The organism is Mesorhizobium sp. NPDC059054 (assembly GCF_042739215.1).
Lineage (GTDB): Bacteria > Pseudomonadota > Alphaproteobacteria > Rhizobiales > Rhizobiaceae > Mesorhizobium.
Map to the genome: position 1 here is coordinate 857,422 of NZ_JBHYHV010000001.1, position 20,086 is coordinate 877,507.

The 20,086-nt window shown below is 61.3% G+C and carries 25 protein-coding genes; 11 read left to right on the forward strand and 14 right to left on the reverse strand.

Annotated elements, in window-relative coordinates:
- Positions 1-49: 49 nt before the first annotated feature.
- On the reverse strand, positions 50-1,261 hold the full coding sequence (locus tag ACFWXH_RS04080) for an NADP-dependent isocitrate dehydrogenase (RefSeq protein WP_054314017.1): 1,212 nt from the start codon (positions 1,259-1,261) through the stop codon (positions 50-52).
- Between the two features lie 235 nt (positions 1,262-1,496).
- On the opposite strand from ACFWXH_RS04080, the gene ACFWXH_RS04085 reads away from it, so the two are divergent.
- The 4 genes from ACFWXH_RS04085 to ACFWXH_RS04100 all read left to right on the forward strand — a co-directional run bounded on the left by ACFWXH_RS04085 (position 1,497) and on the right by ACFWXH_RS04100 (position 4,158).
- Positions 1,497-2,123, forward strand: a complete 627-nt coding sequence (locus ACFWXH_RS04085; protein ID WP_379117748.1) for a LysE family translocator — start codon at positions 1,497-1,499, stop codon at positions 2,121-2,123.
- A 97-nt stretch (positions 2,124-2,220) separates the two neighbouring features.
- Positions 2,221-3,096, forward strand: coding sequence for an RNA methyltransferase (locus ACFWXH_RS04090; RefSeq protein WP_379117750.1), 876 nt, complete (start codon positions 2,221-2,223; stop codon positions 3,094-3,096).
- Between the two features lie 9 nt (positions 3,097-3,105).
- Complete coding sequence (murI, locus tag ACFWXH_RS04095; protein ID WP_379117752.1) at positions 3,106-3,906, forward strand: glutamate racemase; 801 nt, start codon at positions 3,106-3,108, stop codon at positions 3,904-3,906.
- Positions 3,907-3,969: 63 nt separating this feature from the next.
- Positions 3,970-4,158, forward strand: a complete 189-nt coding sequence (locus ACFWXH_RS04100; protein WP_379117754.1) for a DUF3008 family protein — start codon at positions 3,970-3,972, stop codon at positions 4,156-4,158.
- 35 nt (positions 4,159-4,193) lie between these two features.
- Here the strand turns inward: ACFWXH_RS04100 and ACFWXH_RS04105 are convergent, their stop codons facing one another.
- Positions 4,194-4,832 carry an NAD(P)-dependent oxidoreductase gene (locus ACFWXH_RS04105; protein WP_379117756.1) on the reverse strand — a complete coding sequence of 213 codons (639 nt, stop codon included), beginning with the start codon at positions 4,830-4,832 and terminating at the stop codon, positions 4,194-4,196.
- Between the two features lie 147 nt (positions 4,833-4,979).
- Between ACFWXH_RS04105 and ACFWXH_RS04110 the strand changes: the two genes are divergently transcribed.
- The 4 genes from ACFWXH_RS04110 to ACFWXH_RS04125 all read left to right on the forward strand — a co-directional run bounded on the left by ACFWXH_RS04110 (position 4,980) and on the right by ACFWXH_RS04125 (position 8,109).
- Positions 4,980-5,387, forward strand: coding sequence for a winged helix-turn-helix transcriptional regulator (locus ACFWXH_RS04110; protein WP_379117758.1), 408 nt, complete (start codon positions 4,980-4,982; stop codon positions 5,385-5,387).
- Positions 5,388-5,692: 305 nt separating this feature from the next.
- Positions 5,693-6,310 (forward strand): 30S ribosomal protein S4, encoded by a 618-nt coding sequence (gene rpsD, locus ACFWXH_RS04115; RefSeq protein WP_054314024.1) that lies wholly within the window; start codon positions 5,693-5,695, stop codon positions 6,308-6,310.
- A gap of 118 nt (positions 6,311-6,428) precedes the next feature.
- Positions 6,429-7,295: a tRNA 2-thiocytidine(32) synthetase TtcA gene (ttcA, locus tag ACFWXH_RS04120; protein ID WP_379117760.1), complete on the forward strand. Its 867-nt coding sequence runs from the start codon at positions 6,429-6,431 to the stop codon at positions 7,293-7,295.
- The gene (locus ACFWXH_RS04125; protein WP_379117762.1) at positions 7,285-8,109 is read left to right on the forward strand and encodes an inositol monophosphatase family protein; all 825 of its coding nucleotides are present in this window, start codon (positions 7,285-7,287) and stop codon (positions 8,107-8,109) included. Before ttcA ends, ACFWXH_RS04125 begins: the two co-directional genes overlap by 11 nt.
- A gap of 32 nt (positions 8,110-8,141) precedes the next feature.
- Here ACFWXH_RS04125 and ACFWXH_RS04130 read toward each other — a convergent pair whose 3' ends face one another.
- Complete coding sequence (locus ACFWXH_RS04130) at positions 8,142-9,410, reverse strand: multidrug effflux MFS transporter (RefSeq protein WP_379117764.1); 1,269 nt, start codon at positions 9,408-9,410, stop codon at positions 8,142-8,144.
- Between the two features lie 109 nt (positions 9,411-9,519).
- On the reverse strand, positions 9,520-9,855 hold the full coding sequence (gene grxD, locus ACFWXH_RS04135) for a Grx4 family monothiol glutaredoxin (protein WP_054314027.1): 336 nt from the start codon (positions 9,853-9,855) through the stop codon (positions 9,520-9,522).
- A gap of 160 nt (positions 9,856-10,015) precedes the next feature.
- On the opposite strand from grxD, the gene ACFWXH_RS04140 reads away from it, so the two are divergent.
- Positions 10,016-10,891, forward strand: a complete 876-nt coding sequence (locus ACFWXH_RS04140) for a phosphodiester glycosidase family protein (RefSeq protein ID WP_379117766.1) — start codon at positions 10,016-10,018, stop codon at positions 10,889-10,891.
- A gap of 28 nt (positions 10,892-10,919) precedes the next feature.
- Here ACFWXH_RS04140 and ACFWXH_RS04145 read toward each other — a convergent pair whose 3' ends face one another.
- The 4 genes from ACFWXH_RS04145 to ACFWXH_RS04160 form a co-directional block, all read right to left on the reverse strand.
- On the reverse strand, positions 10,920-11,579 hold the full coding sequence (locus tag ACFWXH_RS04145; RefSeq protein WP_379117768.1) for a class I SAM-dependent methyltransferase: 660 nt from the start codon (positions 11,577-11,579) through the stop codon (positions 10,920-10,922).
- A gap of 114 nt (positions 11,580-11,693) precedes the next feature.
- A complete protein-coding gene (locus ACFWXH_RS04150; protein WP_054314029.1) occupies positions 11,694-11,927 on the reverse strand; it encodes a BolA/IbaG family iron-sulfur metabolism protein in 234 nt (77 codons plus the stop codon).
- A 17-nt stretch (positions 11,928-11,944) separates the two neighbouring features.
- Positions 11,945-14,170, reverse strand: coding sequence for a phosphoribosylformylglycinamidine synthase subunit PurL (purL, locus tag ACFWXH_RS04155; protein WP_379117770.1), 2,226 nt, complete (start codon positions 14,168-14,170; stop codon positions 11,945-11,947).
- Between the two features lie 263 nt (positions 14,171-14,433).
- Positions 14,434-15,852, reverse strand: coding sequence for a PLP-dependent aminotransferase family protein (locus ACFWXH_RS04160; RefSeq protein ID WP_379117773.1), 1,419 nt, complete (start codon positions 15,850-15,852; stop codon positions 14,434-14,436).
- A 186-nt stretch (positions 15,853-16,038) separates the two neighbouring features.
- Between ACFWXH_RS04160 and ACFWXH_RS04165 the strand changes: the two genes are divergently transcribed.
- Positions 16,039-16,191: a DUF1127 domain-containing protein gene (locus tag ACFWXH_RS04165; RefSeq protein ID WP_379118952.1), complete on the forward strand. Its 153-nt coding sequence runs from the start codon at positions 16,039-16,041 to the stop codon at positions 16,189-16,191.
- Between the two features lie 30 nt (positions 16,192-16,221).
- Entirely contained in the window at positions 16,222-16,419 is a 198-nt protein-coding gene (locus ACFWXH_RS04170) for a hypothetical protein (protein WP_379117775.1), read from the forward strand.
- 55 nt (positions 16,420-16,474) lie between these two features.
- Here ACFWXH_RS04170 and ACFWXH_RS04175 read toward each other — a convergent pair whose 3' ends face one another.
- The 6 genes from ACFWXH_RS04175 to purC all read right to left on the reverse strand — a co-directional run bounded on the left by ACFWXH_RS04175 (position 16,475) and on the right by purC (position 19,967).
- Positions 16,475-17,119, reverse strand: a complete 645-nt coding sequence (locus ACFWXH_RS04175; protein ID WP_379117777.1) for a Pr6Pr family membrane protein — start codon at positions 17,117-17,119, stop codon at positions 16,475-16,477.
- A 15-nt stretch (positions 17,120-17,134) separates the two neighbouring features.
- Positions 17,135-17,554, reverse strand: a complete 420-nt coding sequence (locus ACFWXH_RS04180; protein WP_379117779.1) for a hypothetical protein — start codon at positions 17,552-17,554, stop codon at positions 17,135-17,137.
- Between the two features lie 56 nt (positions 17,555-17,610).
- Positions 17,611-18,279, reverse strand: coding sequence for a phosphoribosylformylglycinamidine synthase subunit PurQ (gene purQ, locus ACFWXH_RS04185; RefSeq protein WP_054314034.1), 669 nt, complete (start codon positions 18,277-18,279; stop codon positions 17,611-17,613).
- A 3-nt stretch (positions 18,280-18,282) separates the two neighbouring features.
- Positions 18,283-18,789, reverse strand: coding sequence for a hypothetical protein (locus ACFWXH_RS04190; RefSeq protein WP_379117781.1), 507 nt, complete (start codon positions 18,787-18,789; stop codon positions 18,283-18,285).
- Positions 18,790-18,818: 29 nt separating this feature from the next.
- Positions 18,819-19,061: a phosphoribosylformylglycinamidine synthase subunit PurS gene (gene purS, locus ACFWXH_RS04195; protein WP_054314036.1), complete on the reverse strand. Its 243-nt coding sequence runs from the start codon at positions 19,059-19,061 to the stop codon at positions 18,819-18,821.
- Positions 19,062-19,175: 114 nt separating this feature from the next.
- Positions 19,176-19,967: a phosphoribosylaminoimidazolesuccinocarboxamide synthase gene (gene purC / locus ACFWXH_RS04200; protein ID WP_054314037.1), complete on the reverse strand. Its 792-nt coding sequence runs from the start codon at positions 19,965-19,967 to the stop codon at positions 19,176-19,178.
- Positions 19,968-20,086: the final 119 nt, after the last annotated feature.

Below are 20,086 nucleotides of genomic sequence, written 5' to 3' on the forward strand. Positions count from 1 at the left end.
AAAAGCCCCGGATCGCCCGGGGCTTTTTCTTCCTGTCCTGCCAGGATGGTCAGGCCATTGCCTTCTGCAGGTTCTCGTCGATCTTGTCGAGGAAGCCGGTGGTCGACAGCCATGGCTGATCGGGACCGATCAGCAATGACAGGTCCTTGGTCATATAGCCGCTCTCGACGGTCTGGATGCAGACCCTTTCCAGCGTCTCGGCGAACTTCTTCAGTTCGGCATTGTCGTCCAGCTTGGCGCGGTGCGCGAGGCCGCGTGTCCAGGCGAAAATCGAGGCGATCGAGTTGGTCGAGGTTTCCTCGCCCTTCTGGTGCTGGCGGTAGTGGCGGGTCACGGTGCCGTGCGCGGCTTCCGCTTCCACCGTCTTGCCGTCCGGCGTCATCAGCACCGAGGTCATCAGGCCAAGCGAGCCGAAGCCCTGCGCGACTGTGTCGGACTGCACGTCGCCATCATAGTTCTTACAGGCCCAGACGTAGCCGCCTGACCATTTCAGCGAAGAGGCGACCATGTCGTCGATCAGGCGGTGTTCGTACCAGATCTTCTTGTCCTTGAAGGCGGCTTCGAATTCCTTCTCGTAGACTTCCTGGAAGATGTCCTTGAAGCGGCCGTCATAGGCCTTGAGGATGGTGTTCTTGGTCGAGAGATAGACCGGATAGCCGCGCAGCAGGCCGTAATTCATCGAGGCGCGCGCGAATTCGCGGATCGATTCGTCGAGGTTGTACATGGCCATGGCAACGCCGGCGCCCGGGGCGTCGTACACATCGTGCTCGATCACCTGGCCGTCGTCGCCGACGAATTTGATCGAAAGCTTGCCCTTGCCCGGGAACCTGAAGTCGGTCGCCTTGTACTGGTCGCCGAAGGCATGGCGGCCGACGATGATCGGCTTGGTCCAGCCCGGCACCAGGCGCGGCACGTTCTTCATGATGATGGGTTCGCGGAAGATGACGCCGCCCAGGATGTTGCGGATCGTGCCGTTCGGGCTCTTCCACATCTTCTTGAGCTTGAATTCTTCGACGCGGGCTTCGTCAGGCGTGATGGTCGCGCATTTGACGCCGACGCCATACTTGTTGATGGCGTTGGCGGCATCGACGGTCACCTGGTCGTTGGTGGCGTCGCGGTGCTCGATGCCGAGATCGTAGTAGTCGAGGTTGACGTCGAGATAGGGGTGGATCAGCTTGTCCTTGATGAACTGCCAGATGATGCGGGTCATCTCGTCGCCGTCGAGTTCGACGACGGGGTTAGCCACCTTGATCTTCGCCATGGAAAGAAGCCTCGCTGCTGGTCGGGAAGGGCCTCGCACATGGCTCGGCCAGGAGATGCGGCCCCTATATCAAAGCGCGATTGGGGGTGCAAACGGTCAGAACGACTGATTGACCATCGGGCAACAGTCGAAAGCCTCGTCTGCCCCCATGGTGAAGACGCTTGATGGGCCGGCGTTCGTTGCTTTTCGGCCGAAACGGTGATGGTGTTGGCGGTGACCGGCAGGGAGCTGACACATGATCGATTTGGCCACATTGATTTCTTATGTCGCAATCGTGTTCGGCTTTGTCTTCATTCCGGGGCCGGCAACGCTTCTCACCGTTGCGCGCTCGACCAGTTCGGGAACCAAGGTGGGTATCGCCACCGGTGCCGGCATCGCCGCAGGCGACATGATCCACACCGTTCTGGCCATCGTCGGTATTTCGGCCATCGTCGCCGCATCGGCCGTGCTGTTCAGCGTGGTCAAATATCTTGGCGCCGGCTATCTCATTTATCTCGGCATCCGGGCAATCCTGGCAAAGGCACCGACGGAGTTCACCGTGAACACGCTTCCGATCAGCGCCGGAAAGGCTTTTCGCCAGGCGATCCTGGCTGAAGTGCTCAATCCCAAGACGGCGTTGTTCTTCCTGGCCTTCCTCCCCCAGTTCGTGCGGCCGGAGAACGGGCCGGTTCCTGTCCAGCTGCTGATCCTGGGCGCGATCTTCGTTCTATTGGGACTGGTGAGCACGCTGGTTTTCGCCTTCGGCGCAGGCGCGCTCGGCAACCTGCTGCGCCGCAATCCGACGATCCTGAAATGGCAGGGCAAGGTCGTCGGCGGCATCTATTGCGCACTGGGGCTGCGCCTGGCGTTGCAACATCGCTGAACCGCCAGCGGTCGCCGGGGACAGCCAAAGCTTCATTTTCGCGGCCGAATATGGCAGGGGTCGCGACAGTGCCGCAAATGAGCGTTTTCTGGTTGTCATGACGAATTCCCCTGAAGAGCCGACGGGCCCCGCCATCATCCTTGTCGAGCCGCAACTCGGCGAAAACATCGGCATGGTCGCGCGTGCCATGGCGAATTTCGGCTTGAGCGAATTGAGGCTGGTCAATCCGCGTGACGGATGGCCGAGCGAGAAGGCCCGGGCAGCCGCCAGCCGAGCCGACCATGTCGTCGATGCCGTCAAGCTATACGATGACCTCGCCTCGGCCATCGCCGACCTCAACTTCGTTCTTGCCACCACGGCGCGCGAACGCGACGGCTTCAAGCCGGTGCGTGGACCGGTGGAAGCGGGCAGAGCGCTGAGGGCCCGGCAACACGACGGTTTGAAGACCGGCATCCTGTTCGGGCGTGAGCGCTTCGGCCTCTACAACGATGAAGTCGGCCTTGCCGACGAGATTGTCACCTTCCCGGTCGATCCTGCCTTTTCCTCGCTCAACATCGCGCAGGCCGTGCTTCTGATGTCCTATGAATGGATGAAGTCCGGCCTCGAAAACGAGACGGATACCAACTTCTCCACTCCGGACATGCTGCCGGCGACCAAGGAACAACTGCACGGTCTGTTCGCCCATCTGGAAGCGGCACTCGAATCCCGGGGGTATTTCCGGCCCGCCGCAAAGAAGCCCAAGATGGTCGACAATCTGCGCGCCGTCTTGACCCGTGCCGGCTTTGCCGAGCCGGAGCTGAAAGTGCTGCGTGGTGTCGTTGCGTCGCTCGACTATTTCTCGCCGAAGGAACCGCGTGGCGCAGGTTATCCCGAACGCAAGGCCAGGGCCGATCGCGCCGCACATCCGGCCGAGGACAGCGACGATGCCGACACGCTGCCGCCCGTCGGCGGCAAGGGGTTGGACAACGACTGAGGGCACAAGATGACTGAGCAGCCGATCCTGATCTTCGATTCCGGTGTCGGCGGGCTCACCGTGTTGCGCGAAGCGCGCGTGCTGATGCCCGACCGTCGTTTCATCTACATCGCCGATGACGCCGCCTTTCCGTATGGCAATTGGGAAGAGCCGGCATTGAATGCACATCTTCTGGGGCTGTTCGGACAGTTGCTGGAGCGCTATCGGCCGGCGATTTCCGTCATTGCCTGCAATACGGCCTCCACGCTGGTCATCGACACGTTGCGAGAGGCCTTCCCGGGCCATCTCTTTGTCGGCACCGTGCCCGCGATCAAGCCGGCGGCCGAGCGTACGCGCTCCGGTCTCGTTTCGGTTTTGGCCACCCCTGGCACGGTCAAGCGGCAATACACACGCGACCTCATCGGCAAATGGGCGCAGAAATGCCATGTCCGGCTCGTCGGCTCGACCGCATTGGCCGGTCTTGCCGAGATCTACATGCGCGATGGTTTCGTCGACGAAGAAGCCGTGCGTAGCGAGATCGCTCCGTGTTTCATCGAACAGGACGGCCGCTTCACCGACATCGTCGTGTTGGCCTGCACCCACTATCCCTTTCTGGTCAACCGCATGCGCAAGACCGCGCCGTGGCCGGTTGACTGGATCGATCCGGCGGAAGCCATTGCGCGCCGGGCACTGTCACTGCTTGAGAATGGACGGTCGAAAGAGGCTGTCGAGCTTTCCAACAATGGCACCGATTTCGCCGTCTTCACCTCAGGCAAGGCGAATTTCGCGACACGGCGGCTGATGCAGGGATTCGGGCTGACCACATCCTGAATTTTGCTGGAACGCATAGCCTTGCGAGGAGTTTCCGATCAGACGGAAACGGGAGAAGCGATCATGCCCGCCACCTCCAAGGCTCAGCAGCGCGCCGCCGGCGCGGCACTCGCTGCAAAGCGCGGCGAAATCAAGAAGAGTGAACTGATCGGCGCATCGAAAGAAATGTACGAATCGATGAGTGAACGGCAACTTGAGGAATTCGCCGAAACCAGGCGCAAAGGTCTGCCGGACAAGAAGTCTGAAGACTGATCCTGTCCGGCAGACATGCATGGCCTTGGGCCGGTTCAGTAGCCGAGCGTGAAACGCTTGCCGGTATGCTTCGGCGTCTCAGCCTCGTCGAGGATGGCGTAGGCAAGGTCTTCCACCGAGACGTGGCTCTCGCCCTTGTCATCGAGCACCGGCTGGTCGCTGCCAAGGCGGAACTTGCCCGTTCGTTCACCCGGCGCGATGTGCGCTGCAGGCGAAATGAACGACCACTCCAGCCCGCTTTCCTTGCGCAGTTCAGCGAGCGCGTCGCGAGCGGCGCGGGCGCCGTCCTTGTATGCGGCGGGGAACTCGGGCGAATCGACGATCTGGCTGCCATCCGGCGCAAGCAGGCTGCCGGCACCCCCGACGACGATCAGGCGCACACCGGCCTGTTTGGCGGCAGCTACGATGGCACGCGAGCCGGCAAGGTGCTTGTTGTAGATGTCGGGGTCACCCCAGCCGCCATTGAAGGCGGAGATGACGACGTCATGGCCGGCGAGCTGTGCGGCAAGCTGCTTGGCATCGTTGACGTCGCCCTTGATGGCGCTGACGCCGGAAGTGGTGGCGACCTTTTCGGGGTTGCGGACAATGGCCGTGACGCTGTGGCTGCGCTGGGTGGCTTCCTTGAGCAGTGCGCCGCCGACGAAGCCGGACGCGCCGATGAGGGCGATCTTCATGGATGGATTCCTTGTCCTGTTTCTTCCCTTTGTCGGGAAAGATGGATATTTTGAGTAATCAGGTTATCACCAGTAACTACATAGCTGCGACCGGTAGGCGCGAAAAGAACGCATGATTTCGTGCCCAGGTTACGTGAAGGGAACCGCATGAACGCCAGGACGAACGAAGTGGGCGTGCCGCTGCTGCACACCACGCCGGGCTTCGCCACCGACGCGGACGGCAACTGCCCGATCCGCGAGGTGCTCGACCGTGTTGGAGACACCTGGAGCATCCTGGTCATCCTCAACCTGCAGCCGGCGTCGATGCGCTTCAATGCGCTGAAACGTTCGATCGAGGGCATTTCCCAGCGCATGCTGACCGTCACGTTGCGTTCGCTCGAGCGTGACGGTCTTGTCAGCCGCACCGTGCGCCCGACCACGCCGCCGGAGGTGGAGTATGCGCTGACCGGTCTTGGCCAGTCGCTCGCCGTGCCGATTGCGGCACTTGGCGCCTGGGCTGCCGGCAACCGTGACAATCTGCGTTCTGCTCGAGCTGCTTTCGACGCAACCGCCTGATGCAAAGGGCGGCACCCTGCGTCAACATAGCAAGGCGAGCCGCATTCGTTTGCTTGACAGAAAGATGACAGCGGTCTATCGAAGCCGCGCAACGCCGGGCCGTGAGGTCCGGTGCTTTGTTTTATGCCGCAAGATCTGAAGATGCCATCGGTTTCCAGGATTTTGCATCAATGACGTGTCCCGTGGGTTTTCTTGTCGCTTGCGCGGAAAATCCTGTCAGGTCTCGAAAAAGGGGGCCAGAGGAGGGCGCGTTTCCTTCGCCCGAACCGTGGTGGTTCGGGTCTGTTGTTTTGAAAGGGAATGCGATGAGCAAACGCGAATCCGCTAAGTACAAGATCGACCGCCGTCTTGGTGAAAACATCTGGGGTCGCCCGAAGTCCCCGGTCAACAAGCGCGAATACGGTCCCGGCCAGCACGGCCAGCGCCGCAAGGGCAAGCTTTCCGACTTCGGCCTGCAGCTGCGCGCCAAGCAGAAGCTGAAGGGTCACTATGGTGACGTTTCGGAAAAGCAGTTCCGCAAGACCTATGAAGAGGCCAACCGCCGCAAGGGCGACACCTCGGAGAACCTGATCGGCCTGCTCGAATCGCGCCTGGACGCCGTCGTCTATCGTGCCAAGTTCGTGCCGACCATCTTCGCTGCCCGCCAGTTCGTGAACCACGGCCACATCAACGTGAACGGCAAGCGCACCAATATCGGTTCGTACCGCTGCAAGCCGGGCGACGTCATCGAAGTGCGCGAGAAGTCGAAGCAGCTCGTCATCGTTCTGGAGTCCGTCGGCCTCGCCGAGCGTGACGTGCCGGACTACATCGAAGCCGACCACAACAAGATGGTTGCGACCTTCGCACGCGTTCCGGGTCTGGCGGACGTTCCGTTCGCGGTCCAGATGGAGCCGAACCTGGTCGTGGAATATTATTCGCGCTAATCAAGCCGCGAATTCGAATGCAAAAGGCCGCCTTCGGGCGGCCTTTTTTGTTGCGGGCATTTGTTTGACGAAGCGAGCCTCGGTATAAGGCGCGGCACCAACTGCGGAACGCAACGCCATGAACGCACCAGCAGACCCCATTCCCGATCTCGACGGTGGTTGCCATCCACTGTTTCGCGACGTGCCGTCATCGGTTGAATTCAACAAGCTGCGCAAACGCCTGCTCAGGCTGGCACGGCAGGCGATGGACGACTTTGCCATGGTGAAGCCTGGCGAGCGCTGGCTGGTGGCCTTGTCGGGCGGCAAGGATTCCTACGGTCTTCTGGCGCTGCTGCTCGACCTCAAATGGCGCGGTCTTCTGCCGGTCGAACTCATCGCCTGCAATCTCGACCAGGGGCAGCCCAACTTTCCCAAGCATGTCCTGCCGGATTATCTGACAGCGAACAGCATCGCGCATCGCATCGAATACCAGGACACCTATTCAATCGTCACCGACAAGCTGCCCGAGAACTCGACCTACTGTTCGCTGTGCTCGCGGCTGCGGCGCGGCCATCTCTATCGGGTGGCGCGGGAGGAGGGCTGTTCGGCGCTGGTGCTGGGCCACCATCGCGAAGATATCCTCGAAACCTTCTTCATGAACCTGTTCCATGGTGGGCGCCTGGCCGCCATGCCGCCCAAGCTCCTCAACGATGAGGGGGACATGATGGTGCTGAGGCCGCTTGCCTATTGCGCCGAGGAAGATCTGGAAAAATTCGCCAACGCCATGGCGTTTCCGATCATTCCTTGCGACCTCTGCGGCAGCCAGGAAGGGCTGCAGCGCAACGCCATGAAGGCGATGCTGGACGATATCGAAAAGCGCATGCCCGGCCGCAAGGACACGATGATCCGTGCCATGACCAATGTGCGGCCCTCACATCTGCTTGATCGCAAACTGTTCGATTTTGCCGCTTTGGCACCTGCACCCGGGAAGACAGATGCGCTTTGATGACCGCGATATCGAATGGCTGACCGGCGTTCTGGCTGATGCGGCCGAACGTGAAATCATGCCGCGCTTTCGCCGTCTCGGCGCAAATGACGTTCGGCAGAAGAAGTCCGCCGCCGACCTTGTCACCCAGGCGGATATCAATGCCGAGCGTGTGATCACGCAGGCCATCGCTGCAAGATATCCGGATGCGCTGATTGTCGGCGAAGAGGCCTGCGAAGCCGACAAGACATTGTTGGCGAAGCTCGGTGGCAGCAAGCTGGCCTTTGTCATCGATCCCGTCGACGGCACATACAACTTCGCTTCCGGCGTTCCGGTGTTCGGCGTGATCCTGGCCGTGGTCAAGGATGGCGAGACGGTGGCCGGCATCATCTACGACCCGATCGGCAAGGATGCCTTGATCGGCATCCGCGGAGCGGGAAGTCACATGGTCGGCGCTGAGGGACGGGAACGTGCTGCCGTGGCCGAACCAGTGCCTTTCTCGCAGATGACAGGCGCGCTCGGCTGGCAGGCTTTCGATGAACCGGAGCGTTCGCTGCTCGCGAAAAACCAGGCGAAATGCCTATCCTATATTGGCTACCGTTGCTCGGCGCATGAATATCGCGTGCTTGCCGGCGGTTATGCGCATTTCATCGTTCAGAACGTGATGATGCCGTGGGACCACCTTGCCGGCGTGCTGATCCATCAGGAGGCGGGTGGCTATGTCGCGCGTTTCGACGGCAGCGCCTACCTCCCATCCCATATCTCAGGCGGCCTGATCGTGGCGCCCGACAAGGCGAGCTGGGCCGAAGTGAGGCGAGAGCTCTGGGCGCATTGAAAGCCGGCGGCAGTGCCACCGGCCTTTTTTGTTTAATGGGACAGGTCTGCGCTGACCGTTTGCTGTGCATTCGGTGCGGTAAACAGCTTGCCGCGTTCTGCTATCAGCACGAATACCAGCCCCATCAGACCGACACCGCAGAAGCCGGCAGCCAGCGGTGTCACGGTTCCGTCGAAGGCTTGGCCGATGCCCGCGCCGATCAGTCCGCCGCCGAGTGTCTGGATAAAACCCTGGATCGACGCCGCCGTTCCGGCGATGTGGCCGAGCGGCTCCATGGCGATGGCGTTGAAGTTCGAGCCGATCCAACCGAACTGGAACATCGCCAAAGCGAACAGAAGCACGAACAGCGGCAGCGGCACCGGTCCGAACAGCGACAGCACGAACCAGATCGTCGAGACGATGGTGAAGCCGATCAGCGCTCCATGCGACAGGCGGCGCATGCCGAGCCGCATCACCAGGCGTGAATTGAGGAAGGACGACACTGCCATCATGCCGGCGATCGCTGCGAACAGCACGGGGAACCAGTAACCGAGCTGGTAGATGCCGATATAGACCTGCGGTGCGGAGTTGATGAAGCCGAACAGCGCGGCGAACACCGAAGTCGATGCCAGCGTATAGCCAAGCGACAGCCGGTTCGACAGCACGATCCCAAAACCCTGCGCGATGGAACCGAGATCGATCTGGCGGCGGTCTTCCGGATGTTGCGTTTCCGGCATCCGGATAAAGGTCCAGAGCGCGATCGCGGTGGCGATCACCGCCATCACCATGAAAATCATGTGCCAATTGGCGAAGATCATCACCAGTTGCCCGATCGATGGGGCCACGACCGGAATAACCATGAACACCATGAAGATCAGCGACATCACCTCCGCCATGGCGCGGCCGCCGAAACGGTCACGTACCATGGAGACCGCGATGACGCGCGTCGAGGCGGCGCCTATGCCCTGGATGAAACGCAGCAGCAGCAGCATTTCGAAGCTGGGCGCGAACACCGCGCCGGCGGCGGCGCAGATATAGATGACAAGCCCGACCAGCAGGGGCTTGCGGCGGCCGAAACGGTCCGACAGCGGTCCAAAGAAGATCAACGCGGCGGCGAGGCCGCCGAAATAGGCCGAGATTACATATTGCCGGTGGTTCTCGTTGGCGACGCCGAGGGTGGAACCGATCTCCTGGAGGCCGGGCAGCATGATGTCGATGGCAAGCGCGTTCAGCGCCATCAGCGCGGCGCAGATCGTGATGAACTCCCAGCGAGGGATCGCGAAAGCCGGTTGTCGGGCGTCTTGCTGGGTTTGCGTGTCCATGAGAATCCCCCAATGCCGAAATGCCGATGCGCTAGCCAGCGTATCGGCATGATGTCCTGGAACGGACGATTTTGCTTAGCCGGGCAGGGGCCGCCCGGCGAGGGTCAGGTCAGGCAGCGCCTTTGACCTTGATACCCTTCTCGTCGAAGAAGGCCTGCAATTCGCCGGCCTGGAACATTTCGCGCACGATATCGCAACCGCCCACGAACTCACCCTTCACATAAAGCTGCGGGATGGTTGGCCAGTTCGAATAATCCTTGATGCCCTGGCGCAGATCGTTGGAGGTCAACACGTTGACGCCCTTATAGTCCACGCCGACGTAGTCGAGGATCTGCACGACCTGACCCGAGAAGCCGCACTGCGGAAAGCCTGGCGTGCCCTTCATGAATACGACGACGTCGTTGCTCTTCACTTCGTTGTCGATGTAGTCGTTGATTCCGCTCATGGGCCAAAATCCTTCTGCGCCCGTGGGAGTCGGGCTTGTAACATCGTCATGAGATAACCCCGACAGCGGGCCGAAACAAGATGTTTGCCGATCACCATTCCGAAAAGGCGCAAGCAACAGCCAGTTGCTGGGCCAAGCAGAACGCAATCTCGGGCAGCCGATGACACGCCGAACCTGGCTTGTTTTGCTGGTTCTGTTGCTGACCGGTGCTGGGCTGGCGGCCTGGTTTGCATTGCGATTGCAGCCGACCAAGCCTGCGGGACTGCCATCGGCGCCAACGGTTCCGATATCGCCGCAACCTTTGCCGCCGGCGAGCCAGTCTGTTCCATCCCCACTGCCGACAAAGATCGAGCTGCCTGAACCTTGCCGCGAGTTTACCTTCGAAGCGGTCGCTTATGTTGTGTGCGAAATAGACCTTCGCCGTTACACGGTGACGTTGCACCGGCTGGATCCGGCGGGAAAGCCCTATGGGTCCGTCACGAAATTCACGGAAGCCATGCGTGTGGCCGGAACACCAGCACTAATCGCCATGAATGCCGGCATGTACCACAAGGACCTGTCGCCGGTGGGTCTGTTTGTCGAGGACGGCGACAAAGGGGCGCCGCTCAACCGCGATGACGCTGAGGGTAATTTCTTCCTCAAACCCAACGGTGTTTTTTATATCGGCACTGACGGCAAGGCGGGTGTTGCGGAAACCGGCGCCTTCGCCACTGCAAACCCAACGGTCACTTACGCCACCCAGTCTGGTCCGATGCTGGTGATTGACGGGGCTCTGCATCCACGCTTCGAACCGAATGGCACCTCGCGCTACATCCGCAACGGTGTCGGTGTTCGCGATCCTGATACGGTTATTCTGGTGATTTCGCGCGGCGAAGTCAGCCTCGGCAGTTTCGCTCGACTGTTCCGGGATGCGCTTGGCTGCCGCAATGCGCTGTTCTTCGACGGCGCCGTCTCGACCCTTTCCAACGGCACTGACAGGATCGTCGGGGGCTCGTTTCCGGCGGGGCCGATTTTGGCGGTGCGCATGAAGCCGTGAGACCAGCAGCAGCCTGAAAAAGCGTGCCTTATTTGCGTGCGCGTATGCAGATGAAGCCAGGCATATGCGACAGTTCGGCGAAATGCCTGGCGTCGGCCATCTTCATTTCAGGCACGGGTAGCGGCTCTACGAAGCGGTCAAGACACCAGCCGGATGCGGTGAGTGGGTTGAGGATATCCTGCAGTGGACGACGATAGGATTCCACATAGGGGTAAGGTCGGCCAAAGCCGGTCCAGTGTGTCCCCCAGCGATTGGTTTCGAAATAGGATTTCCCGCCGTGCGTGCTGGAATCCATCCAGTCGCGCATCGGATGGCTCATCGAGAAGACAAGCAAGCCACCGGCACGCGTGACGCGGGCAAACTCGCGAAATACCGTCTCCAACTGCTCGACATAATCGAGCGCAAGCGAGCAAAGAACGCGATCGACGCTCGCGTCGGGCATCCAATCGAGTGGGTGCCTGAAATCAGCTTCTCGAATCTCGACGTCAAGCCCTTCACACCGCTTACGGGCCAGCTCTACCATTTCGGGAGTGACATCGAAGGCCCGGACCCGTGCGCCTGCATCCGCCAGGATTTGGGAGACGATGCCGGAGCCGCAACCGGCATCGAGCACATCGAGGCCGGCTACATCGCCCAATAGCGCCAGCGAGGCGGGGCGTTCGTAAAGCGCATTGTGCGGTTTAGTCACGGCCGCACGGTCATAACGCTCTGCGAAGGTTGCATAAGCGCGTTTTGCGAGAGGCTGATCAGCGCCTGCGCGGGAGTTTGTCGACATAAGAGGTAATCAGAGCACCTGCGGTGCTCATTCAGGCACGCTGGTCTGCAGGGCGAGGGCATGCAGCACGCCGCCCATGTTGCCCTTCAGCGCGTCGTAGACCATCTGGTGCTGCTGCACGCGGTTCTTGCCGCGGAAGCTCTCGGCCACGACTTCGGCCGCGTAGTGGTCGCCATCGCCGGCGAGATCGCGGATCGTCACCTTGGCGTCCGGAATACCTTCCTTGATCAGCCGTTCGATGTCGCGGGAGTCCATAGCCATGGGACGTTCCTTCTTCTTCAGTTCCCCATGAAGCGAGGAAACCAGGATTCGTGCGCCGCTTTCAAGTCCTCGATTGATATGGCGCGCGCAGAACCCAGTTTCAATTCGCTGCCGCCGGTGTTGCCGATCCAAGGCGCGAAGATGCCCAGCGCCTTGGCTTCGGCCCACAGAGCCTGCAATTCTTCCGACTGGCCGGCACATTTCACCGTCACCACATAGCGGCCCTGGTCTTCGCCGAAGAAGACCGGGATCGGATTGGCATCGCTCAGACCGGGTACGGTCGCTCCGATGCCGGACGCCATCGCCATTTCGGCCAGCGCCACGGCGAGGCCGCCATCCGACAGATCGTGCACGGCGGTTGCTGTGCCGCTGAAGATCAGCTTGCGCACGAAGTCGCCGACTTTCTTCTCATGGGCCAGGTCGACCGGCGGCGGCGGACCGTCGCTGCGGTTATGGATGTCACGCATATAGATCGACTGGGCGAGGTGACTGCCCCAGCCAGCAGGGCCGCCGATGAGCAGGATGACTTCGCCTTCACCGGCAAAGCGGAGCTTGGCCATCTTCGACCAGTCGTCGATCAGGCCTACGCCGCCGATGGTCGGGGTGGGCAGGATGCCTTGTCCGTTGGTTTCGTTGTAGAGCGAAACGTTGCCCGACACGATCGGGAAGTCGAGTGCGCGGCAGGCATCACCGATGCCCGTGACGGCCTTGGCGAACTGGCCCATGATCTCGGGCCGTTCCGGATTGCCGAAATTGAGGTTGTCGGTGGCTGCGAGCGGCAGCGAGCCTGTCGCGGTCAGGTTGCGCCAGCATTCCGCCACGGCCTGCTTGCCGCCCTCGTAAGGATCGGCCTCGCAATAGCGTGGCGTGACGTCGGAGGAGAAGGCGAGCGCCTTGCTGGCGTGGCCGTCGACGCGCACAACGCCCGCGTCACCGCCTGGGATCTGTAGCGAATTGCCCTGGATCAGCGTGTCGTACTGCTCCCACACCCAGCGGCGCGACGAGAGATCCGGGCCGCCGAGCATTTTCAGCAGCGCGTCGGCCACATCCGCCTGCGGAATGTCGTTGGCCGCCAGCGGTGCGTGCTTGGCGGGCTCCACCCACGGCCGATCATATTCAGGCGCCTGGTCGCCCAGTTCCTTGATCGGCAGGTTGGCGACTTCCTCGCCCTGGTGCAGGACGCGGAAGCGCAGGTCGTCGGTGGTCTTGCCGACGATGGCGAAATCGAGCCCCCATTTGCGGAAGATCGCTTCGGCTTCCTGCTCTTTTTCGGGGCGCAGCACCATCAGCATGCGCTCCTGGCTCTCGGAGAGCATCATTTCATAGGCGCTCATGCGCTCTTCGCGCACCGGCACCCTGTCGAGGTCTAGCTCGATGCCGAGATCACCCTTGGCGCCCATCTCGACGGCCGAGCAGGTGAGGCCGGCGGCTCCCATGTCCTGGATGGCGATGACGGCGCCCGACGCCATCAATTCCAGGCATGCCTCCAGGAGGCATTTCTCGGTGAAGGGATCGCCGACCTGGACCGTCGGACGCTTCTCGTCGATCTTGTCGTCGAATTCGGCCGAGGCCATGGTGGCCCCGCCGACGCCGTCGCGGCCGGTCTTGGCGCCGAGATAGACGACCGGCAGGCCAACGCCCTTGGCCTGCGACAGGAAGATGCCATCAGCCTTGGCGAGGCCGGCTGCGAAGGCGTTGACCAGGATGTTGCCGTTGTAGCGGGCGTCGAAATTGACCTCGCCGCCGACGGTCGGCACGCCGAACGAATTCCCATAGCCGCCGACGCCGGCGACCACGCCGGCGACGAGGTGACGGGTCTTGGGGTGGTCAGGCGCGCCGAAGCGCAGCGCGTTCATCGCAGCGACAGGCCGTGCGCCCATGGTGAAGACGTCGCGCAGGATGCCGCCGACGCCGGTGGCAGCACCCTGGTAAGGTTCAATGAAAGAGGGGTGGTTGTGGCTCTCCATCTTGAAGACGACGACGTCGCCGTCACCGATATCGACCACGCCGGCGTTTTCACCTGGACCCTGAATGACGCGGGGTCCCTTGGTCGGCAGGGTGCGCAGCCATTTCTTGGAGGATTTGTACGAGCAGTGCTCGTTCCACATCGCCGAGAAGATGCCGAGTTCGGTGAAAGACGGCTCGCGTCCCACAAGGTCGAGGATGCGCTGATATTCATCGGGCTTCAGCCCATGGGCGGCGATCAGCTCTGGCGTGATTTTCACGGTGTTGGAGATGGTCATGGTGCGGCGGGCAGCTCCGAAAGCGTGTTGCGGCCCCTATAGCCGAACAGCCGGCGTTGCGACACTGCCGATTTCAGAAAAAAGGCCGCATGCCACAGCCAGTTTGCTTCTGGGCTGGGTTTGCGCGCCTGAACGAGACATTTGGCGAGCCCCACGGGGCTGGACTGGGTGGTGCCGCTGGGATCGGGAAGGGCGCGGATATCGCATGTGTTGTCGAGGTGAACGCGTCGCCGATCTCGGATTGCAAGGGGTGAGGCGACGGTTCAGCCGAAGGAATCGTAGCCCGCACGGCCTTCTTCCAGCAGCCTGCGGATGATTTCCACGCCGCGCGCGACTTCAGCACGCTGGCTCGGCGCCGAGACGCCAAAACGCACGCCATGGAAGACCTGTTCGGAACGGCCGGCTTTGAATTCGTCCTCGTCGTCGAGCAGCACGCCGTTCTCGAACGATGCTTTCTTGAAAGTGCCGGAAAGCCAGGGGTCGGGCAAAGTGAGCCAGACGAAGGGCACGTTGTCGCGTGCCTGGAAAGCGAAACCGGCGAGTTTCTCGCGCACGACGGCGATGCGGGCGTCGATCTCGCGAATGCTGTCGCGGCGGATTTCATGCGCCTTGCCGGACAGCACCAGCCGGGCGCCAACTTCGGCAAGCAGGAATGGCAGGCCTCCGGTCAGCATCTTGTGCGCCACCTGGATACGGTGGCGGTAGGCGGGTGGGCAGGACAGCCAGCCGCCGCGAACCCCTGCAGACACCGATTTCGACAGGCCGCCGGCGACAATGGTGCGCTCCGGTGCGAATTCGGCCAGCAGCGGTGTCTTGTCGTCGGTAAGACCGCCGTAAAGGTCATCCTCGACCAGCAGCACATTGTATTCGCGCGCGATCAGCGCGATGTCACGCCGGCGCCCGACGTCGATCGTGGCCAATGTCGGGTTCTGCACGGTCGGCATCAGAAACATCATCTTGGGATGTTTCTGCGCGCAGACACGCTCGAAGTCCTCCGGATCGATGCCCTCGGCGTCGGAACCAACTAGCGCGATACGTCGCCCGACCAGTCCTGCGCTGCGCGAGACCTGGGAATAGGTCAGGTGCTCAAAAGCGATATAATCACCGGGCGCAGTGAGCGCCGCAATTGCTGCCATCACAGCGGCATGCGTGCCGAGTGTCGGCACTATGCTGTCCGGGCTGGGGCGAAAACCATTGCGGGCAAGCCACAGGCTGCCTGCCTCCATCCAGTGCTGCGGGAAATCACGCGTATAGCTGGCGATTTCATAGGCGTGCTCCCGCGCGATCTGGGTCAGAAGCTCGGTGATGGCCCCACCTTGACCGGTGTCGGGCGCTGCCGTGCTGTCGAAACGCAGCTTGCCCGCCGGTACCACAGCGAGACGTGTGCCTTCCGGATGGGAGGGTAAAGCGGGCTCGCCCGCTGGCGTGTTGGCGGAATGGCGTTCCAGCACATAGGTGCCGCGACCAACCTCTCCACTGATCAGTCCCCGCTCGCGCAGCAACTGGTAGGCGCGGCCGATCGTGCCGACGGTTGCGCCGATGTCGTAAGCGAGATCGCGCTGCGGTGGCAATTTCGTGCCGGGACCAAGCACACCACGGTCGATATCCGCTTCGATGCGATCTGCCAGGCGCTGATACAGCGGGCCTGTGCCGGCGGATAGGTCGGGAAGCCAATTTGTCATGGTGACAATTTACTATATTGTATCGATTGGAGAGTCAATACATATGGATTGCACCGCGATTGTCGCGGAGATTGTGACAATGGTGCCGTTATGACGAGTGCAATAGAGACAATTTATCGGAGACAATCTTCTTCGATCATCGAGCAACCATCAGGCCATTCTGGTTTTGGTCGTCGTGTGACAATGATGGTGGCCTCGTTTTCAGTCTGGCTGTCGTTGGCGCTGGAGCGTCATCGTAGCCGAAAGATCTTGCTCGAAATGACTGACGAGCAATTGAAAGACATCGGGATTTCGCGCGCAGACGCTCATCGGGAAGGAATGCGTTCCTTCTTGGATTGAGCTGCCATGCTCGTTGAGACGAGGTGCGATATGGAACGGAAAAAGAGATACCCTGCGCCTATACGCTCCACCGGTTGGGCGCTTCCGGCTTTTATGGGGTCGTTGGACAATTTGCTGCGCTGGTGGAACGTGTTGCCGCAACATCAGCTCACGCGCCGTGGTCTGATGGAGCTCGACGACGAGCAGCTCGCCGAGCTCGGCATGCCGCCGCGCCCAAGAACGATGTGAACCGGAATCAAACGGAAATCTGCGAGAGACGGTTCACCATCAAGGCCGAAAGTTCCTAGTTCGGTTGCGCCTTGCCGGCGCGGTGCCTGCCAACGACTTTGTCCGTGGCGACCGCGCAGATGCCAAGGATCACGAATAGTGCTGCAACACCAAGCGCTGATGCTACTCCGACAAAACCGTTCTTGCCGATATCAAGAAACGGGTAGGGTACTTCGCCCGTGAAAGGTGCGCGGGCAAGCGCGTAGGTAACGTAAAGCACCGGGTAGGCTAGCCAGACAAAAATGTCGCCCCAGCGCGACCTGCCCTCGGCCCCGGCCGCCAGCCACCACAGCACAAACAGCGCCGGCGCAATGTAGTGAAGCAGTATGTCGCACAACAGGAACAATCCCTGCGGCTGCCATAGCGGTGCCAGCACGACGAGATAGACAATGGCAACGACGCTGATTGCCACCACAACGCCGGCACGCAGCCGTGGCGAGGCGAAAGCCTGCACCCAGGCATTGCCCGTGGAGGACAGCAACGCGACGTGGACCATCACCGCAGCGATGTTGGTGAGGATGGTGAAGAAGCTGAAATAGAAGACGACAGAGCCGAGAAGGCTGCGACCCGCTGCCATCGAAGCCGGAATGGTGATCGCGAATTGCAGGATCAGACCGGCCAAGCCTACCACCAGTCCGGCAATCTGCAGGATGCGCCCCATCGGGTGCTCAGTTGCCTATGCTTTTGCGCCGCAGTCGCTGCTGCCGGTCTGCCAGCGGGCGATATCGGAACCGATGCGGCCGGAGAGCGGTTCGCTCATCAGCGGGCCGAACACTTCGACCCGATTGGAGTTGCCGCGTGCCTGCACCACCAGCAGCGGCTTGCCGCCATAATGCTTGGCCGGCACCAGCAGGAAGCGCGGTGTGCCGCCGAAATTGTTCAGCTCGTTGGCCATCTGGTAGGATTTGAAAGCCGGGTCTTTCGAAGCGATCCAGCATTTGTGCGCAGCAATCGCCACTTGTTCCATGGCGCGCAGCGAAGCACTTTTGCCGCCGCCGCTGGGCGCGGAGTTATAGGACTTCGACTGGCAAGCCACCAGTGCGAGGCCTGCGAGGGCGACAATGCCGAAACGAATGGCCGTCTTTGCTGCGTTCATCGTTTCGGCTTCCCCAAGTCGAGATAAGATTTCAGTGGTGTTGAAAGAGGTCGTGTTCAGGCAGCGATGCCGAGCGCGCCTTCGAAAAGGGCACGACCATCGTTGCCGCCATGCGCCGCCTCGATCAGGTTCTCGGGATGCGGCATCAGGCCGAGCACATTGCCCTTGTCGTTGATGATGCCGGCGATGTCGTTGATCGAGCCGTTCGGGTTGGTGTCTTCGGCGTAGCGGAACACGACGCGGCCCTCGCCTTCGATGCGAGCGAGCGTGTCGGCATCGGCGAAATAGTTGCCGTCATGATGCGCCACCGGACAGCGGATGATCTGGTTCGGCTGATAGCCTCGTGTAAACGCCGTGTTGGCATTGGCGACCTGCAGCTTCACTTCGCGGCAGACGAATTTCAGCGACGCGTTGCGCATCAGTGCGCCGGGCAAAAGGCCTGCTTCGACCAGGATCTGAAACCCGTTGCAGACGCCCACCACCATCACGCCCTTGGCCGCTTTCTCAGCCACGGCCCGCATCACCGGCGAGCGCGCCGCGATCGCGCCGCAACGCAGATAGTCGCCGAACGAGAAGCCGCCGGGAATGGCGATCAGGTCGACATCGGGGATTTCCGTGTCGGTCTGCCAGACCGTGGCAGGTGCGGTGCCGGAAATCTTGGTCAGTGCCGCGATCATGTCGCGGTCGCGATTGAGGCCGGGGAGAAGGACGACGGCTGTTTTCATGGTCTATCGCACAATCTGGGGAGCAATTTTCTGGAAAGCGAGGGCACCGACACGTTTGGCCCCTGCGCGGCTGCTGGCAATGCAACGCATGAGCAGCAGCTGGTGATCCTGATAAAGCGTGTAGGTGTTGGCATAGATGTTGTCGGAGATCTTCACGTCACTGACAAAACCGACGGCATTCTTGAGGTTCGATTTTTTCAAGCTGTAGCATTCAGTGCCGCTTTTGGCGGCATTTTTCTTGCATATATCCAACATTGTCTGCGCCGTTGTCTTGCCGGCGCGGACGCGATCCTCCATGCCAAGCGGCGCTTTCGAGAGCTGGACATCGATTGCCGTGAACCCTTTGCAATCGCTGCAGGACAGGACGAGCCGCTTGCCCTGGGGTTTGGCCGACCATTTGCCAGCAAGCGCCTTGGTATCGACCTTGCTCAGGTCGGTAAGCTGCATCGCAATTGCCGGCCCTCCCAGCGACATCGAGGCGAGGAGCGTCGTTGCGATAAGCTTCTTCATACGATTGCTCATCGCCACCTTTGTCACGGCTAGACGAAGCTCACCGAATAATTCTCGATCACCGTATTCGCCAACAGCTTGTCGCACATGGCCTTGAGCTCGTTCTCTGCCTTGGCCTTGTCGGTGCCGTCGAGTTCGATGTCGAACACCTTGCCCTGGCGCACCTGGCCGACGCCATCGAAGCCGAGGCCGCCCAAGGCATGTTCGATTGCCTTGCCCTGCGGGTCGAGCACGCCATTCTTCAGGGTTACGGTGACGCGGGCTTTAATCACGCTATGCAATCCTCGTTGTAGTCGTCCGGATGGTCGTTTGGTCGGCTCCGGCGGAAGCTGCCCCAGGAACCGGATGCGCCGACTTCGGGTAGGAGGCCGGCGCGGGGGGTCGTCTCAGTGCTTGGTGTCCTTCGGGCCGCTTGAGGCGACCAGAACCGGCCCGGTCGGACGCATTGGCTCGTTCTCGTTCATGATGCCGAGGCGGCGCGCCACTTCCTGGTAGGCCTCGACCAGCCCGCCCATGTCGCGGCGGAAACGGTCCTTGTCGAGCTTGTCCTGGGTGGCGACATCCCACAGGCGGCACGAGTCGGGTGAAATCTCGTCGGCCACGACGATGCGCATCATGTCGCCTTCGAACAGGCGACCGCATTCGATCTTGAAGTCGATGAGCTGGATGCCGACGCCGAGGAACAGGCCGGAGAGGAAATCGTTGACGCGGATGGCCAGCGCCATGATGTCATCGATTTCCTGCGGGCTTGCCCAGCCGAAAGCCGTGATGTGTTCTTCCGACACCATCGGATCGTCCAATGCATCGGCCTTGTAATAGAATTCGATGATCGAGCGCGGCAGGACGGTGCCTTCCTCGATGCCAAGCCGCTTGGCCAGCGAGCCTGCGGCGACGTTGCGCACCACCACTTCCAGCGGAATGATCTCGACTTCCTTGATCAGCTGCTCGCGCATGTTGAGCCGACGGATGAAGTGGGTCGGGATACCCATGCGGTTGAGATGGTTGAAGATGTGCTCGGAGATGCGGTTGTTGAGCACGCCCTTGCCGTCGACCACTTCGTGCTTCTTCTTGTTGAACGCGGTGGCATCGTCCTTGAAGAACTGGATCAGTGTTCCGGGCTCGGGCCCTTCATAGAGGATCTTGGCCTTGCCTTCGTAGATGCGGCGGCGTGACTTCATCTGGTTTTTTCTCTGGTTGGAAGGGCAGGCGGCAATGACCGGTCCCCTTCTTTCGCGGCACGTGGCGGCGGCTATGGGTCTCAATCGCGGTCTCTACCGCAATCGCGGGCGTCGCTCAA